This is a genomic window from Lysobacter sp. TY2-98 (genome assembly GCF_003367355.1).
Taxonomy (GTDB): Bacteria; Pseudomonadota; Gammaproteobacteria; order Xanthomonadales; family Xanthomonadaceae; genus Cognatilysobacter.
On the sequence record NZ_CP031413.1, the window covers coordinates 798,312 to 813,864 of the forward strand.

13 protein-coding genes and 1 tRNA gene are annotated in these 15,553 nt (G+C 66.7%); 10 read left to right on the plus strand and 4 right to left on the minus strand.

Translation table 11 applies throughout. From position 1 onward, the window contains the following. Positions 1-52: 52 nt before the first annotated feature. Positions 53-2,551 (plus strand): S8 family serine peptidase, encoded by a 2,499-nt coding sequence (locus DWG18_RS03890; protein WP_115645589.1) that lies wholly within the window; start codon positions 53-55, stop codon positions 2,549-2,551. Positions 2,552-2,638: 87 nt separating this feature from the next. Here DWG18_RS03890 and DWG18_RS03895 read toward each other — a convergent pair whose 3' ends face one another. Further along, complete coding sequence (locus DWG18_RS03895; RefSeq protein ID WP_115645591.1) at positions 2,639-3,052, minus strand: DUF6491 family protein; 414 nt, start codon at positions 3,050-3,052, stop codon at positions 2,639-2,641. Between the two features lie 151 nt (positions 3,053-3,203). Here DWG18_RS03895 and DWG18_RS03900 point away from each other — a divergent pair. Next, a tRNA-Phe gene (locus DWG18_RS03900) sits at positions 3,204-3,279 on the plus strand. A 318-nt stretch (positions 3,280-3,597) separates the two neighbouring features. On the opposite strand, the gene DWG18_RS03910 is transcribed toward DWG18_RS03900, so the two are convergent. Further along, positions 3,598-4,485: a DUF4034 domain-containing protein gene (locus tag DWG18_RS03910; RefSeq protein ID WP_162823691.1), complete on the minus strand. Its 888-nt coding sequence runs from the start codon at positions 4,483-4,485 to the stop codon at positions 3,598-3,600. Between the two features lie 677 nt (positions 4,486-5,162). Between DWG18_RS03910 and DWG18_RS03915 the strand changes: the two genes are divergently transcribed. The 3 genes from DWG18_RS03915 to DWG18_RS03925 are packed head-to-tail and all read left to right on the plus strand — an operon-like array spanning position 5,163 to position 7,167. Next, entirely contained in the window at positions 5,163-6,053 is an 891-nt protein-coding gene (locus tag DWG18_RS03915; RefSeq protein WP_115648019.1) for an MBL fold metallo-hydrolase, read from the plus strand. Further along, positions 6,050-6,766 (plus strand): TMEM43 family protein, encoded by a 717-nt coding sequence (locus DWG18_RS03920; protein WP_162823692.1) that lies wholly within the window; start codon positions 6,050-6,052, stop codon positions 6,764-6,766. Before DWG18_RS03915 ends, DWG18_RS03920 begins: the two co-directional genes overlap by 4 nt. Further along, entirely contained in the window at positions 6,766-7,167 is a 402-nt protein-coding gene (locus DWG18_RS03925; protein WP_115645597.1) for an MAPEG family protein, read from the plus strand. The genes DWG18_RS03920 and DWG18_RS03925 overlap by 1 nt, the downstream gene beginning before the upstream one ends. A gap of 73 nt (positions 7,168-7,240) precedes the next feature. On the opposite strand, the gene DWG18_RS03930 is transcribed toward DWG18_RS03925, so the two are convergent. After that, complete coding sequence (locus DWG18_RS03930; protein WP_115645599.1) at positions 7,241-8,749, minus strand: aminotransferase class III-fold pyridoxal phosphate-dependent enzyme; 1,509 nt, start codon at positions 8,747-8,749, stop codon at positions 7,241-7,243. Between the two features lie 204 nt (positions 8,750-8,953). Here DWG18_RS03930 and queA point away from each other — a divergent pair, with 204 nt between their 5' ends. The 5 genes from queA to secF all read left to right on the plus strand — a co-directional run bounded on the left by queA (position 8,954) and on the right by secF (position 14,550). Then, the gene (queA, locus tag DWG18_RS03935) at positions 8,954-9,997 is read left to right on the plus strand and encodes a tRNA preQ1(34) S-adenosylmethionine ribosyltransferase-isomerase QueA (protein ID WP_115648020.1); all 1,044 of its coding nucleotides are present in this window, start codon (positions 8,954-8,956) and stop codon (positions 9,995-9,997) included. Positions 9,998-10,087: 90 nt separating this feature from the next. After that, a complete protein-coding gene (tgt, locus tag DWG18_RS03940) occupies positions 10,088-11,224 on the plus strand; it encodes a tRNA guanosine(34) transglycosylase Tgt (protein ID WP_115645601.1) in 1,137 nt (378 codons plus the stop codon). Positions 11,225-11,289: 65 nt separating this feature from the next. Then, positions 11,290-11,634, plus strand: a complete 345-nt coding sequence (gene yajC, locus DWG18_RS03945; RefSeq protein WP_115645603.1) for a preprotein translocase subunit YajC — start codon at positions 11,290-11,292, stop codon at positions 11,632-11,634. Between the two features lie 73 nt (positions 11,635-11,707). Then, positions 11,708-13,570, plus strand: a complete 1,863-nt coding sequence (gene secD / locus DWG18_RS03950) for a protein translocase subunit SecD (protein ID WP_115645605.1) — start codon at positions 11,708-11,710, stop codon at positions 13,568-13,570. Positions 13,571-13,578: 8 nt separating this feature from the next. Next, entirely contained in the window at positions 13,579-14,550 is a 972-nt protein-coding gene (gene secF, locus DWG18_RS03955; RefSeq protein ID WP_115645607.1) for a protein translocase subunit SecF, read from the plus strand. Between the two features lie 161 nt (positions 14,551-14,711). Here the strand turns inward: secF and DWG18_RS03960 are convergent, their stop codons facing one another. Then, positions 14,712-15,545, minus strand: a complete 834-nt coding sequence (locus DWG18_RS03960) for an inositol monophosphatase family protein (protein ID WP_115648022.1) — start codon at positions 15,543-15,545, stop codon at positions 14,712-14,714. Positions 15,546-15,553 lie beyond the last annotated feature (8 nt).

Here is a 15,553-nt window from a genome sequence, read left to right on the forward strand (position 1 = left end):
ACAAAGCGCGACAACAGGACGTCGCCCGCCCGGGCCCGCCCTGGAGTCATCGATGTCCGCTTCGCGCTCTCTCTCCCTCCGCGTTTCCGCCCTCGCGTTCGGCCTGCTCGCCAGCGGCGTGGCCCTGGCCGATGCCCACCTCGACAACCAGCTCGTCCAGAAGCTCGCCGCCGCCGCGCCGGCCGACCAGCTCGGCGTGGTGGTAACCTATCGACAGTCCGGTCCGGTGAACGCGACACAGCTCGCGACGCTGAAGTCGCTCGGCATCGAAAAGGGCCGCACGATGCGCACCCTGCCGATCGCCGGCGTCATCGCGACACCCGCGGAAATCCGCGCACTCGCCAAGAACGACGACGTCGTCTCCATCTTCTACAACGCGCCGGTGCGCTACCTCGACGTCGAGGCGAACCAGATCTCCAGCGTGACGCGCGCGGTCTCGAATCCGGGCGACTTCAGCCGCGCGATTCCGTTCAGTGGCAAGGGCGTCGCCGTGATGATCAACGACTCCGGCATCGACGCGACGCACGATGACCTCAAGCTCGGCACGCACGTCGTGCAGAACGTGCTCGCGCCGCAGAACGTCCTTGCGTCGCTCGCGTCCGATGTCGCGCCGGGCATCGTGCCGATGACGTACGCCGAGAACGTGCCGAACTCCGACATCAGCTCCGGCCATGGCACGCACTGCGCGGGCATCGTCGGCGGCACCGGCGCGCGTTCGAACGGCCTGTATCGCGGCGTGGCCCCGGGCGCGTCGCTGCTGGGCTACGGCTCGGGCGCGGTGATCTCGATCCTCGATGCGGTCGGTGGCCTCGACTACGCGGCCACCAACCAGTTCAGCTACCGCGACACCATCCGCGTCGTCAGCAACTCGTGGGGCAGCAGCGGAACGTTCGATCCGACCAACCCGGTCAACATCGCGACGTACGAGCTCTACAAGCGCGGCATCGTCAGCGTGTTCGCCGCCGGCAACGACGGTCCCGGCGAGGACACGCACAACCCGTACGCGCAGGCGCCGTGGGTGATCTCGGTCGGCGCGAGCGAGAAGGACGGCGTGCTGACCGGCTTCTCGTCGCGCGGCAAGCGCGGCGAAACCGGCACGTTCACCATGCCCGACGGCAAGACGTGGACCTACGTCAACGAGCCGACCATCGTCGCGCCGGGCGTCGACATCATTTCCGATCGCGACCTCGCCGGCGCGCTGCCGCCGCTCGAAGCGCAGCACGACGCGGAAACGCTCGACCCCGCCTACCTGCCGTTCTATACGCACATGAGCGGTACCTCGATGGCGACGCCGCACGTCGCCGGCATCCTCGCGCTGATGTTCGAGGCGAATCCCAACCTCACCCCAGCGCAGGCCAAGGACATCCTCAAGCGCACCGCGACGAACATGACCGGTCGCCTGTCGTGGGAAGCGGGTGCGGGTCACGTCAACGCGTACGCCGCCGTCGCCGAAGCGACCAACGTGCGCACCGGCTACGGCGCCACCGTCAATTCGCTGCGGACGTTCAACTCCAACGCGGTGCTGGTGAAGGGCGCGGATCCGAAGCCGTTCTCGCTGTTCTTCGCGCCGGCCGGCACGGTCGACACGATGGAGTTCGATGTCGGTCCTGAAGTCGCGTTCGTCAGCGCGCGTGCCACCGTCGACAACACCGTCGCGCTGGTACTCATCGATCCGGACGGCGAGCAGTACGGTTCGTCGATCGCGCTGCCGGCGATCGGCGACACGATCACCGCGGGCGCACCGGGCAAGCCGGGCAAGTGGAAGCTGACCGTGCGTGGCATCGGTTCGGTGTCGGGCGCAAGCGTGGACCCGCTCAAGGTCACGAATGGTTATGCGGCACCGGGCTACGTCGACGGTGAAGTGAGCTTCCTCAACTCGGGCGGCTACAGCGGACTCAACGACATCGCCAGCCATCCGGCACGCGAGGCCATCGAGTTCGCCGTCGCGAATCGCCTGGCCGACGGTTATGCCGACAAGACGTTCCGCCCGGATGCCAACCTCAAGCGCATCGAGCTCGCGCAGTACCTGTCGATGGGCCAGAACATCGGCCAGTCGTTGCCGTTCAACGGACGCTCGAGCTTCACCGACCTCGGCACCGGCGCGACGGGCTATGCCTATGCCGAGTCGGCGATTGCACACGGCGGTTCGCTGCGTGACCTCGCGCATTCGCAGGACGGCGTGATGGGCACGGTCAATGGCGCATTCCGCCCGAACGACGCCGTGACGCGTGTGTCGCTGGCGTACTCGCTGGTGCAGAGCATGGCCCTGCAGTCGCAGGCCCAGTCGTTCAGCGGCGACCTCACCGCGTTCTACGACGGCAAGCGCGTGCCGGTCGTCGATGCGGCATCGATCCCCGCGGCGCTGCGCGGCTATGTGCAGCAGGCGCTGGACCTCGGCCTCATCAATGCGCGCTTCGTGGTGGAGCAGGGCCCGTACGACCTGCAGCCGACGCTCAAGGCCTACTTCGATCCGAACAAGACGGTGACGCGCGCAGCGTTCGCGGTCGCGGCGGGTCGATACCTCACGGCGTACCGCGCAGCGGAGGATTGATCGCGCTCCCCCACCGCGCGACTCGCGACGCGCAAAAAACGCCCCGGGTGACCGGGGCGTTTCTTCTGAGCGCGACGTGCGTGCCGCTCAGGTGCCGCGTGCAGCGCGCTCGGCCGCGCGGATCGCATCGACGTCGAGTGGCCGGATCACTTCGATGCGGCACGACATCGGGGCGACGTTGCGACTGAGCGGCGTCACGCGATCGAAGCGTGCCGAGACGCGGCTCCCGCTGTCGCTGAGGCTGATCGCCTGCGCCCACTCGAGTTCCGAGCAGTCGGACACTTCGAGCAGCCACGCGCGCGACGGCGACGTCCACACCGCGAGCGCATCGCGCCCGAGCGGCGTCCACTCCTTGAGCGGCGCGAGATACGGAAAGCTGTCGACCGGCGCGCCGGCGTGTTCGCGATACAGCGCGAGCTTGCTGGCGGTCCTGTCGTCACGGCCGGTGGCGCAGGCGGACAGCGACATGGCCAGGAGTGCGAGCAGGGCGAGGCGACGCATGGCGGCGGCTCCAAAGCAGGGATGGGCTGATGATGCGCCGATGCGAAACGCACGGAAGGCCGCCGCGTCGTCCCGTTAAGGCGCGATGCGGCTTGCCAACGCCTCCACGCGTCCGTAACATGCCGCCTCCCACGGCGACCCCGTGGTTCGTGGCCGGGTAGCTCAGTTGGTAGAGCAGGGGATTGAAAATCCCCGTGTCGGCGGTTCGATTCCGTCCCCGGCCACCACGAATTCAAGGCGTTACGAAACCCGCACCTCGTGCGGGTTTTTCGTTTATGGCGCCAGTGTGCCGTCGATCCGACACGCCGCCCCGCGAAGGTGATCCGCCGCAAGGTGGGCATACCGCAGGACCATCTCGAAGCTGGCCCAACTGCCCAGCTCCATCAGCTCCTGTAGAGGCGTCCCGTTCTGGACGTGTCACGAGGCCCACGTGTGCCCGGCGGCCGAGCACCGGCGAGTGGGCTGAGCATTCGCATTCGGACCGATCTAGAGGACTATGCGCCGGTATGTGCCGCAGGGACGGTGGATTTCCAAAGCCCAGGCGGCTAGCGCCCCGTCTTGTGGCACAGCTCGCGCGGTTTCGTCACTTCGCGGTTGTAGCAGGTGGCAAACGGAAGCGGCCCCATGGCGGCCCCTCCGACCGCCTCGTGAAGCTGCAACGCTTTATGGAAATACCTGTCCGCAGCGGCCTTGTCTCCTCGCAGAAACGCTGTATCTCCCATGTCGTCGAACATCAGGGACTGGAGTTCAAGAATCCCTTTAGGAGTTGCTCCGGTGCGCCTCGCGTAATCGATAAACGCGCGCATTTCCTCGTAGGATCCGCCCCATCGCGGCGTGAGAAACAAGATGTAGCGGCCACGTATCAGCCGATTCGTGGGCAGCATCCTGGTGCCGAACTCCATTAGCTCCTTGCGCGGCGGACGATTCACTCCCTCCAGCGTCATCATCTGAAATACCGACAAGAAGGGCTTTTGAGTTAGAGGCAGCGACGCGGTGAACTCCGCGAGAGCTTGTTCGTTGTCCAGCCGCATGCCCAGGAAATTTTCCGGCGGGGTCTCAGACGCCCACTTTGTTCCTCTGGCGGCGGCGCCCCTCCGGGCGTAGAACGTGCCTCGAACGAGATGCACTGCATACGATTTTGGAAAGGCGTCCTGCCAGCGATCCAATTTCCGGAGATCGGCACCGTTGAGGTCGTAGAACTGGCGATACGCGTCTCGCAAGTCGGTTTCTGACACGCGGCCACTCTCGAACTGTCGCTGTAGGGACCTCGTCCCGGCTTCTAGCGACTTGAAATCGTTCAGGCGTAGCTGTCTCAGGAACTCTCCATTGTCCGCCGCGCGCGAAAACCCGCTGGCGACGAGCGCCAAAAACAACAGAACCAGCCGTGCGAATTGGCCGACAGGGACTTTCTGTGATCCCTCGCGATAACCCATTGCTACTCTCCGTTGGCCTTGCAGCCTGTGGCGAACCCATAGAAGTTTCCTGATACCAGGCCATCGTCTGCCGTACCGAGACCGTTCCGCCGATGCAAGCTGGGTTCGCCCGCTCGTTGTTGGCGCGGAGCACGCCCAGCAACTCCAGCGCGAAGGCGTTGGGGCCGTGCTGGATCGGTTCGGCTGCATCGGGATCGACCGGGCGGGGCGTGCGGACAGATCGCTTCGAGCCGATAGATTGCTCAGGTTCTCGTTCAGATCTTGCGCCGCGGCACGAGCTGTAGCCCCACTGCTACCAGCTGGACGACGTCGGCAACCAGTACGCTCAGCATGACGCCTGCCGCAATCGGCCGCACCAGCGACCACGGCGATTACACGTCGTGGATGTGACCACTCATGTTTTTCCCCTTGCTGTGGGGCCACGATATGCCACTCGACTGGGATGGGCAACGGAACAAGAGCTAGGCAAGTGCAGTAACTGGCTGACTTAGTTGAAAAAGCCGAGATTGATGGACGTGCCTTGAAAGTCCCCGTGTCGGCGTTCCATTCCGGACCCGGCCACCACGATTCGATCGAAAAAGCCCGCAGTCGCCTGTGGGCTTTTTTGTTGCGCGGAATTCGCCTTGACCCGGCCCCGCTCAGGGGGTCGAATGATGGGCGGAACTGCGGAGGTCGCCATGAAGCTCTGGTCCATCGACGGCAACGCACAGAAGCTCGATGGTGGCGCGATGTTCGGCAACGCGCCGCGCGCGTTGTGGTCGCGCTGGGCAGCCCCGGACGAGCAGGGCCGCATCGACCTGGCCTGCCGGGCGTTGCTGGCGTCGCCGCTGGCAGGCAGGACCGTGCTGTTCGAGGCCGGCATCGGCGCGTTCTTCGAACCCAGGCTGCGCGACCGCTACGGCGTCGTCGAAGACCGCCACGTGCTGCTCGACTCGCTCGCCCATGCGGGCTTCCGTCCAGACGGCATTGATGTCGTCGTGCTTTCGCACCTGCATTTCGATCACGCGGGCGGCTTGCTCGCGGCGTGGAAGGAGGGTGCGGGGCCGTCGCTCGTGTTCCCGAACGCAACCTACGTCGTCGGCCGCCGCCACTTCGAGCGCGCCCTCGATCCGCACAATCGCGACCGCGCGAGCTTCATCCCCGCGCTGCCCGGACTTCTACAGTCGACCGGTCGGCTGGAGCTCGTCGACAGCGAGCATTCGCGCACCCTCGGTGATGCGGTGCGTTTTCATTTCAGCGATGGCCACACGCCGGGCCTGATGCTCGCCGAGATCGTCGCCGCGCATGACGCGAACGGTCATCCCCATGGCGGCGTCGTTTTCTGTGCCGACCTGATTCCCGGCCGCCCTTGGGTGCACGTGCCGATCACGATGGGATACGACCGCAACGCCGAGCTGCTGATCGACGAGAAGAAGGCCTTTCTCGACGACATGCTCGCTCGCGATGTCCATCTGTACTTCACGCACGACCCCGCATGCGCGCTCGCGCGCGTCGTGAAGTCGGCGGACGGGCGTTTCAGCACGACCAACGAAGTGCCCGCGTTGCAGGCGCGTCCCCTCGCTGCATGAGGCCGATCGCAACGCTCCCGCTGGCCGCGCTGTTCGCCATCGGCGTGGCGCGCGCGGACGTCGTACCGGAGAACGATCCGGTGCCGTCGAACGCGCTGGAGGATCCCGATTTCCACATCGGCTCGAAGCAGTTCGGGCTCGAGCGGCGCGTCGAGATGTTCCAGTGGGCGCGCGGCGACGATGGCCGCTACAGCACGATCTGGAACGCGGCGCCGATCGACTCCGGCGATTTCGACGCGGCGCATCGCAATCCCGAGCGTCTGCCGATTCGCAATCGCCAATGGTGGGTGGATTCGGTGTCGCTGGATGGACGTCCGCTGCCGCTCGAGGTCGTGCGCCTGCTCGGCCAATGGAAGACATTGCGACCGAATTTCTCGCGCCTGCCCGGCGATCTCGGCGCGAGCTTCCAGCCCGAAGGCGATGGCCTGGCGAGCAGCTACAACCCGCTGGCGCCGGCGATCGGCGACGTGCGCATCACCTGGCATGAGTTCGTGCTGCCGCCGCTGGCGGGCAAGGTCGATCTGCGCGACGGAGCGTGGGCGCTGAGCCCCAAGGCGGCCGCCGCGCCCGCGGTGGCGCGTCCCGCCGTCGACATCGCCGCGGCCGCGCGAACGCCGGCGATTAAGCTGCGCCCGTGGCTGATCGCGATCGCCGTGGCCGCGCTGGTCGGCCTGTGGTTCCTCACCCGTGCCATTACCGGAGGCAAGTCCTGATGCCCGTCGTCACCCTGCTGGTCGCCGGCGTGCTCGGCCTGATGTTGATCGCGCTCGCATGGCCGATCGTGATGTTGCGGCGTGGACGCAAGGTCGGGCTCGGCGACGGCGGTGACGCGCTGTTGCAGCGTCGCATCCGCGTCCACTCCAACTTCGTCGAGTACGTGCCGTTCGCGATGCTGGTGCTCGCCCTGCTCGAAATTTCGGGGCTGGACCGCACGTGGGTTGCCGCGCTGGGCGGCCTGCTGCTCATCGGACGCCTGCTGCACGTGATCGGGCTGTCGCGGTCGTCGGGCTATTCGTTCGGGCGCTTCTGGGGCACGTTCCTGACGTGGTCGATGATCATCGCGGCGTCGGTGCTGGCCATCCTCCGCAGCGTCGCGATGCTCACCATCCACTGAGGCGATTTGCTGATCGGTACATGAAAAAGGCCGGCGAGAGGCCGGCCTGTCTTCTCTCGCAGAGCGAGTTCGTTTACGCCGCGGCGGCCTGCTCGATGCGCGGGCCTTCCTTCAGTGCGCGTGCGACCATCGCGACCACCATCTCGAGTTCCTCGCTGGTGATGGTGAACGTCGGGGTGAAGCGCAGCGAATTCGCGCCGCCATGGATCACGCCGATGCCGCGCTCGCGCAGCCACTCCTCGGTCGATCCCGCGCCGTAGCACTTGAACTTCGGCGACAACTCGCAGGAGAACAGCAGGCCGGTGCCCTGGACCTTGGTGATCAGGCCGCCGAGTTCCGACTTCAGGGCTTCGAGGCGCTGCAGCGCTTCAGTGCCGCGCGCACGGATGTTCTCGCGCACCGCGGGCGTGACCTGGTCGATCACGGCGCAGGCGACATCGAGCGCGCGCGGGTTCGTCGTCATCGTGTTGCCGTAGAGGCCTTTGCGATACAGGCCGGCGGCGCGGCCGTTCACCGCGAGCACCGACAACGGGTACTGGCCGGCGTTGAGCGCCTTGGAATAGGTCTCCATGTCCGGCGGATCGATGCTCTCGAAGCCCGGGTAGTCGATGATCGACAGCACGCCGTTCGCGCGCAGGCCGGCCTGGATGGAGTCGACGAGAAGCAGACCGCCGTGCGACTTCGTCAGCTCGCGTGCGGCGTCATAGAACGCGCGCGGCACGCTGCGGCCCGGGTCGCCTTCGCCCATCACCGGCTCGAGGAACATCGCCTCGATGAACCAGTCGTTCGCGTCCGCATCGGCGAACGCGCGACGCAGCGCGTCGACGTCGTACGGCTCGACCGTGATCACCGAATCCTCGCCACGGAAGCTGGCGAGGTGCTGCACGTAGGTCTTGCGCGACGAATCGGAGTACAGCGCCGGGCGTTCGGTACGGCCGTGGAAGCTGCCCTTGACGACGAGGCGCTTGATGGTGCGGCCGGCATGGCGCGCACCGGGGTCCGTCATCAGCTTCGCGTTCGCATCAGCGATGCGCGAGGCCAGCGACACCGATTCCGAACCGGAGTTGAGGCAGAAGAAGCGCTCGTACGGGCAGCCGTTCGCCAGGCCGATCACACCGCGGATGGCGCGGTCGAAACGACGCTGCGCGAGCGACGGCGTCATGATGTTGGCCATCACCTGCGGCTTGGCCATCGCGTCGATCACCGCCTGAGGCGCGTGACCGAAACCGAGCATGCCGTAGCCGCCAGAGTCATGGAGCACGGCGCCCTTGAGCGTGACCACCCACGGACCGCGCGCGACCAGCGCGACGTACGGATTCACCGCGTCGTCGGGATAGAAGTTGACGTAGCCCGCCTGCACCGCGTGGATCTGCGCGTCCTCGTCGAGGTCGAGCAGGTCGGCGGCGTCCGCCTTCACCGCATCGAACTCCCGTGCCGCGGCTTCGAGCGCTTCGCGCAGGTCGGGGTGCGAGGCGGCGAAGCGTTCGATCGTCGCGTCGTCGAGCCCCACGGTCCGGCGGGTTCCGCCGCGGGCGCGCAGCGGCGCGAGGAGGGCGACGGCGTTCGGTGCGGGGTTCGACATGACAGCGGCTCCTGGGTCCTGACGACAACTGGAAAACGCGGGAAAGACGCGGGCGCGGAAGCGCGCGCGAGGCGTTTTCCGTTTCCATTCAAAAGGTTGCGGCCATGCTAACACGCGGTTTTTGCGCCGATAACCCCCGCCGCGCCGGTACACTACGCGGCCGTCCGCGCCGCGGATGAACGGCCGACGATGGTCCCCGTCCGCGTGAAGAAGTCCGACTTCGACTACGAACTTCCGCCCGAGCTGATCGCCCAGGCGCCGCTGCCCGAGCGCTCGGCCAGCCGCCTGCTGGTGGTGCCGCCGGGGGACGTGCCGTTCGAGGATCGCGTGTTCCGCGACCTGCCGAACCTGCTGCGCGTCGGCGATCTGCTCGTCTTCAACGACACCCGCGTGATTCCCGCCCGCCTGTTCGGCCAGAAGGCCACGGGCGGGCGCGTCGAGATCATGATCGAGCGCCTGCTGGGCGGTGACCGCGCACGCGCGCAGCTCGGGGTGAGCAAGTCGCCGAAGGCGGGCGCCGAAATCGAACTCGATGCCGGCGGCGTCGCGCGCGTGCTCGGCCGCGAGGGCGGGTTCTACGACTTGCAGTTCGAGGTCAACGAGCCGCTCGAATCGTGGCTGTTGCACGCCGGACGCCTGCCGTTGCCACCGTACATCCAGCGCGAGCCGGGGCAGGACGATGCGGAGCGCTACCAGACCGTGTTCGCGAAGGAGGTCGGCGCCGTCGCCGCGCCGACCGCAGGCCTGCACTTCGACGAGGCGCTGCTCGACCAACTGCGCGCGATGGGCGTCGAGTTCGGTCACGTCACGCTGCACGTCGGCGCCGGTACGTTCCAGCCGGTGCGCGTCGACGATCTGAGCGAACACGTGATGCACAGCGAATGGATCAACGTCGGCGCGTCGCTGGTCGAGCAGATCCGCCGCACGCGCGAGGCGGGTGGTCGCGTCATCGGGGTCGGCACGACGGTCGTTCGCGCGCTCGAGAGCGCGACGCGTCGCGATGAGAACGGCATGGCCGAAATCGTGCCGTTCGCGGGCGAGACGCAGCTCTTCATCCTGCCGGGCTATCGCATCACCAGCGTCGACGCGATGGTGACCAACTTCCACCTGCCGCAGAGCACGCTGCTGATGATGGTGTCGGCCTTCGTCGGCCGCACGCGCATCTTCGACGCCTACCGTCATGCGATCCACGCGCGGTATCGCTTCTTTTCCTACGGCGACGCGATGCTGCTGTGGGGTCGCGACTGACATCCCGGCGCAATACCCCCACGCACCGCAACGCGCTGAAGCGACCCACGTGCGCGCTTTCGACAACGAACACCGGAACACGACCCAGCCATGAGCCGCATGTCCTTCCAGCTTCTCGGCACCGACGGCGTCGCCCGTCGCGGTCGTCTCACGTTCCCGCGGGGAACGGTGGAGACGCCCGCTTTCATGCCGGTGGGCACCTACGGCTCGGTCAAGGGCGTGACACCCGACCAGGTGCGCGAACTCGGCGCCGAGATCATCCTTGGCAATACCTTCCATCTGTACCTGCGCCCGGGTCTCGACGTCATCGCCGACCATGGCGGCCTCCACGGCTTCTCGCGCTGGAACGGCCCGATCCTCACCGACTCCGGCGGTTTCCAGGTGTTCTCGCTCGCGCACCGTCGCAAGATCACCGAGCAGGGCGTGACCTTCGCGTCGCCCACCGACGGCGCCAAGGTCTTCCTCGGCCCCGAGGAGAGCATGCACATCCAGAAGGTGCTCGACTCGGACATCGTCATGATCTTCGACGAGTGCCCGCCCGTGCATAAGGACGGCGTGCCGGTGTCCCCCGATGTGATCCGTCGTTCGATGGAACTGAGCCTGCGCTGGGCCGAACGCAGCAAGCGTGCGCATGAAGGCAACGACGCCGCGCTGTTCGGCATCGTGCAGGGCGGTGTGCATCGCGACCTGCGCACGACGTCCGCCGACGGCCTGAAGGCGATCGGCTTCGACGGCTACGCGATCGGCGGCCTGGCGGTCGGGGAGACCGAGGACGAGCGCAACGCGATGCTCGAGCACACCGTCCCGCAGCTGCCGACGGATCGTCCGCGCTACCTGATGGGCGTGGGGCGCCCGGAAGACCTGGTCGAGGCGGTGGCGCGCGGCGTCGACATGTTCGACTGCGTCATGCCGACGCGGAACGCCCGCAACGGGCACTACTTCACGTCGACCGGTGTCGTCCGCGTGCGCAATGCCAAGTACGAACGCGACACGCGGCCGATCGAGGAAGGCTGCGACTGCTATGCCTGCCGCAACGGCTACACGCGCAGCTACCTGCGCCACCTCGACCGTTGCAACGAGATGCTCGGCCCGGTGCTGGGCACGTTGCACAACCTGCGCTACTACCAGCGCCTGATGGCGGGCATGCGCCAGGCGATCGGGCGGGGGCGCTTTGCAGAGTTCCGCGAGGCCTTTTACGCGGCTCGTCGGAGCGGCGAGGGCGCCTGAACAGGTCGGTCGGGAGCCGGCAGGGCACGTGGCATAATCCCGGGTCGCTTTCGCCGGAACCACCCATGTCCATGCTCGATTTCGTGATTCCCGCCGCCCACGCCCAGGCTACGGGCGCCGCCCCCGGCGGTGCTTCCGGTGTACTCGGCTTCCTGCCGATCCTGATCGTCGTGTTCGTCATGTACTTCCTGATGATCCGCCCGCAGATGAAGCGCGCGAAGGAACATCGCGGCATGCTCGACAAGCTCGCCAAGGGCGATGAAGTGCTGGCCGCCGGCGGTCTCGCCGGCACCGTGACCGACATCGGCGAGAACTTCGTCACGATCGAAGTGGCCGACGGCGTGCGCGTTCGCGTGCAGAAGTCCGCGATCGGCAACGTCCTGCCCAAGGGCACGCTCAAGGCGGCCTGAGCCGCGACGACTTGAAGGCGGCTCCGGCCGCCCTTACACGCTTTGGACGCGGCGGGGAGCCGCCTGGACTTCGATGCTGACCTACCCGCGCTGGAAATACGCCCTCGCCGTCATCCTGCTGCTGTTGAGCGCGCTGTACGCGCTGCCCAACGTGTTCCCGCAGGATCCCTCCGTCCAGATCACCGCCAACCGTGGGGGCGTGATCGACAACGCGCTCCGCACCCGCGTCAGCGGCCTGCTCGCGCAGGCGGGCACGCCGGCCAAGGACATCGAGATCAAGAACGGCAGCATGCTCGTTCGTTTCGCGAACCCGGACCAGCAGGTCAAGGCCGCGGACATGATTCGCGATCCGCTGGGCAACGACTACGTCGTCGCGCTGAACCTTGCTTCGACCGCGCCGGAGTGGCTCGCCAACATCGGCGCCAAGCCGATGACGCTGGGTCTCGACCTGCAGGGCGGCGTGCATTTCATGATGCAGGTCGACCAGAAGGCGGCGATGGACAAGCGCCTCGACGCGCTGGCCGAAGACGTGCGCGTGCAGCTGCGCGACGCCGGCATCCGCTACGAGTCGGTCGAGCGTCGTCCGGACGGCAGCGTCGTCGCCACGCTGGCACCGCAGGACGTCGCCCGTGCGCAGCAGCTCGTGCTGAAGAGCCAGCCGACGGCGGACATCACCACCGCGGGCAGCACGATGACCGTGCGCATCAATGCCGCGGAACAGCAGCGCCTCGCACTCGAAGCCGTCGAGCAGAACGTCAGCACGCTGCGTAATCGAATCAACGCCATCGGCGTCGGCGAGCCGATCATCCAGCGCCAGGGCACCGACCGCATCGTCGTCGAGCTGCCGGGCGTGCAGGACACCGCGCAGGCCAAGCGCATCATCGGCGCGACCGCGACGCTCGAATACCGCGCGGTCATCGAAGGTGATGCCGCCGATGCGGTGCGCACCGGCGCCGTGCCGCCGGAGGCGCGCGTCTACTACCGCCGTGCGCAGACGCCGAACGGCCCGCGTGCACCGGTGCTGCTCAGCAAGCGCGTGATCACCTCGGGCGACCAGCTCGTCGGCGCCACTGCCACCACCGATCCGCAGTCGGGCACCCCGGCGGTGAGCATCCGACTGAACAGCGTCGGCGGCCAGCGCATGTTCGACTTCACCAGCGAGAACGTCGGCAAGCCGATGGCGGTGGTGTACATCGAGCGCGTGCCGGAAGTGAAGATGGTGGACGGCAAGGAAGTCCGCACCACGCGCGTCAACGAGGAAGTGATCTCGGTCGCGACCATCCAGGGCGTGTTCGGCAAGGAGTTCCAGACCACCGGCCTGTCGAGCTCGAACGAAGCCTCGGACCTCGCGCTGCTGCTGCGATCGGGTTCGCTCGCTGCGCCGATGGACTTCGTCGAAGAGCGCATCGTCGGCCCGAGCCTCGGTCGCCAGAACGTCGAGCGCGGCCTCACCGCCGTCGGCGCGTCGTTCGCGTTCACGCTCGTGTTCTTCCTCGTCTACTACCGCATGTTCGGCATCATCACGAGCCTCGCGCTGCTGATGAACCTGCTGATGGTGGTCGCCATCCTGTCGGTGTTCGGCGCGACGTTGAGCCTGCCGGGCCTTGCCGGTGTCGCCCTGACGGTCGGCATGTCGGTCGACGCGAACGTGCTCATCAACGAACGAATCCGTGAGGAATTGCGACTCGGATTGCCACCGCAGACGGCGATCTCGGAAGGCTACGAGCGTGCGAAGGGCACGATCGCCGACGCCAACCTGACGACGATCCTCGCCGGCCTCGCGCTGTTCGCGTTCGGCACCGGCCCGATCAAGGGCTTCGCCGTGACGCTCATCGTCGGCATCCTGACCTCGATGTACACCGCGGTTTCGGTGTCGCGTGCGATTGCGACGCTGATCTACGGCCGTCGCCGCAAGCTGCAGTCGATCGCGATCTAAGGGACGACATTTCCATGAAGCCTTTCAATGTTTTCCCGTACGACAGCAACGTCGACTTCATGCGCCTGCGGTGGGTCTCGCTGACCATCGCCGGCCTGCTGATGCTGGCCTCGTTCGGCGCGATGATCTTCCACGCGTCGCAGGGCGGGCTCGACAAGACGTTCAACTTCGCGCTCGATTTCACCGGCGGTTCGGTGGTGGAACTGCGCTTCGACCAGCCTGTCGACACCGACCAGGTGCGTAGCCGCCTCGACGCTGCGGGCTTCCACGGTGCGCAGGTGCAGGGCCTCGGTACCAGTCGCGAGCTGATGGTCCGCCTTCAGGCGGAAGGCGGCCAGGCCAAGGACCGCACGGCCGCGGCAGTGGTCCAGGCGGCGAGTGCGCCGGGCAACGCCGCACACGTCGTGCGCAGCGACTTTGTGGGCCCGCAGGTCGGCAAGGAACTCGCGTGGAAGTCGCTGTACGCCTTCATCTTCGTGCTCGCGGGCCTACTGATCTACATCTCGTTCCGGTTCGAGTTGAAGTTCGCGCTGGGCGCGATCATCGCGACCGTGCACGACGTCAGCATCGTTGCCGGCTGGTTCGCGATCACGCGCCACGAATTCGACCTTACGGTGCTCGCGGGCCTTCTCGCGGTCATGGGTTTTTCGATCAACGACACCATCGTCGTCTTCGACCGCGTGCGCGAGAACTTCCGCAGCATGCGCGCCACGCCGCGCGAGATCATGAACAAGGCGATCAACCAGACGCTGTCGCGCACGGTGATCGTGTCGTTCGTGGCGTTCCTGTCGATGCTGGCGCTGTACCTGTTCGGTGGCGCGTCGCTGCGCGGCCTGGCCGAAGCGCAGATCATCGGCACCGTGATCGGTACGCTGTCGTCGATCTTCATCGCCTGCCCGCTGCTGCTGTGGTTCGGCGTAAGCAAGCAGGACCTGATGCCGAAGGCCAAGGACGAGGCGGCGCTCGCACGTCGCCCCTGACCGCGATCGACGGATCACGAAAAGGGCCGCAGCGATGCGGCCCTTTTTTGTTTTGCCTATGTTCCGATTGGCCCGACGCGGACCAATCAACTTCAGTGAAATCGAAGGCAAACAAAAGGCCGCATCGCTGCGGCCTTTTGGTTTTTGAACATGCGCGAAGATTACGCCGCGTCGAATGCGGTCGCGTAACCCGAGTCGACGATGCGCTTCTGCAATTCGTCGCAGACCTTGAGGTTGCCGGCTACCAGCGGACGACCCACCAGCCCGCGATTGTCCATCGGACCCGTCGCGCGACCCCGGTAGTCGACGACCTTGCCGCCGGCCTCGCGCACCATCAGCACGCCGGCAGCGATGTCCCACGGCTTCACGCCGGCCTCGAAGTAGCCGTCCGCGCGCCCGCAGGCGACATAGGCGAGATCGAGCGCGGCCGAGCCGGTGCGGCGGATGTCCTCGGCGTGCAGCAGCAGGCCGTCGATGCACTTGAGCTGTGCGCTGGCGGTCGCGCGCTCGCGCGGCGGGAATCCCGTGATCAGCATCGCGCCTTCGAGATCCTTGCGGTCGGCGACGCGGACGCGCTTGTCGTTGAGCACCGTGCCTGCGCCGCGACTCGCGGCGAAGATCTCGTTGCGCAGCGGGTCGAAGATGACGCCGTGGATCGGCTCGCCGTTCTCCACCAGCGCGATCGACACGCAGAAATGCGGGATGCCGCGCAGGTAGTTGCTGGTGCCGTCGAGGGGATCGATCACCCACGTATAGCGTGCCCGCGCGCCGGTGTTCAGCGGACCGCTTTCCTCGCCGAGGATGGCGTAGTCGGGGGTCGCGCGACGGAATTCCTTGATGATTTCCTTCTCGGCCAGCGAGTCGACTTCGCTGGCGAAGTCCATGCGACCCTTCTCGACGACGTTCAGTGCGTCGAGCTTGTGCATGTGGCGGAGCAGCACGTTGCCGGCGGCGCGCGCGGCCTTGATCATCAAGGTGATGGCGGGTTTCTGCATGGGGATGT

What these genes read in the sequence shown, in the direction of transcription:
- DWG18_RS03890 (WP_115645589.1), top strand. Translation starts at nt 53, where the DNA reads ATGTCCGCTTCGCGCTCTCTCTCCCTCCGCGTTTCCGCCCTCGCGTTC.
- DWG18_RS03895 (WP_115645591.1), bottom strand. Translation starts at nt 3,052, where the DNA reads ATGCGTCGCCTCGCCCTGCTCGCACTCCTGGCCATGTCGCTGTCCGCC.
- DWG18_RS03910 (WP_162823691.1), bottom strand. Translation starts at nt 4,485, where the DNA reads ATGGGTTATCGCGAGGGATCACAGAAAGTCCCTGTCGGCCAATTCGCA.
- DWG18_RS03915 (WP_115648019.1), top strand. Translation starts at nt 5,163, where the DNA reads ATGAAGCTCTGGTCCATCGACGGCAACGCACAGAAGCTCGATGGTGGC.
- DWG18_RS03920 (WP_162823692.1), top strand. Translation starts at nt 6,050, where the DNA reads ATGAGGCCGATCGCAACGCTCCCGCTGGCCGCGCTGTTCGCCATCGGC.
- DWG18_RS03925 (WP_115645597.1), top strand. Translation starts at nt 6,766, where the DNA reads ATGCCCGTCGTCACCCTGCTGGTCGCCGGCGTGCTCGGCCTGATGTTG.
- DWG18_RS03930 (WP_115645599.1), bottom strand. Translation starts at nt 8,749, where the DNA reads ATGTCGAACCCCGCACCGAACGCCGTCGCCCTCCTCGCGCCGCTGCGC.
- tgt (WP_115645601.1), top strand. Translation starts at nt 10,088, where the DNA reads ATGAGCCGCATGTCCTTCCAGCTTCTCGGCACCGACGGCGTCGCCCGT.
- yajC (WP_115645603.1), top strand. Translation starts at nt 11,290, where the DNA reads ATGTCCATGCTCGATTTCGTGATTCCCGCCGCCCACGCCCAGGCTACG.
- secD (WP_115645605.1), top strand. Translation starts at nt 11,708, where the DNA reads ATGCTGACCTACCCGCGCTGGAAATACGCCCTCGCCGTCATCCTGCTG.
- DWG18_RS03960 (WP_115648022.1), bottom strand. Translation starts at nt 15,545, where the DNA reads ATGCAGAAACCCGCCATCACCTTGATGATCAAGGCCGCGCGCGCCGCC.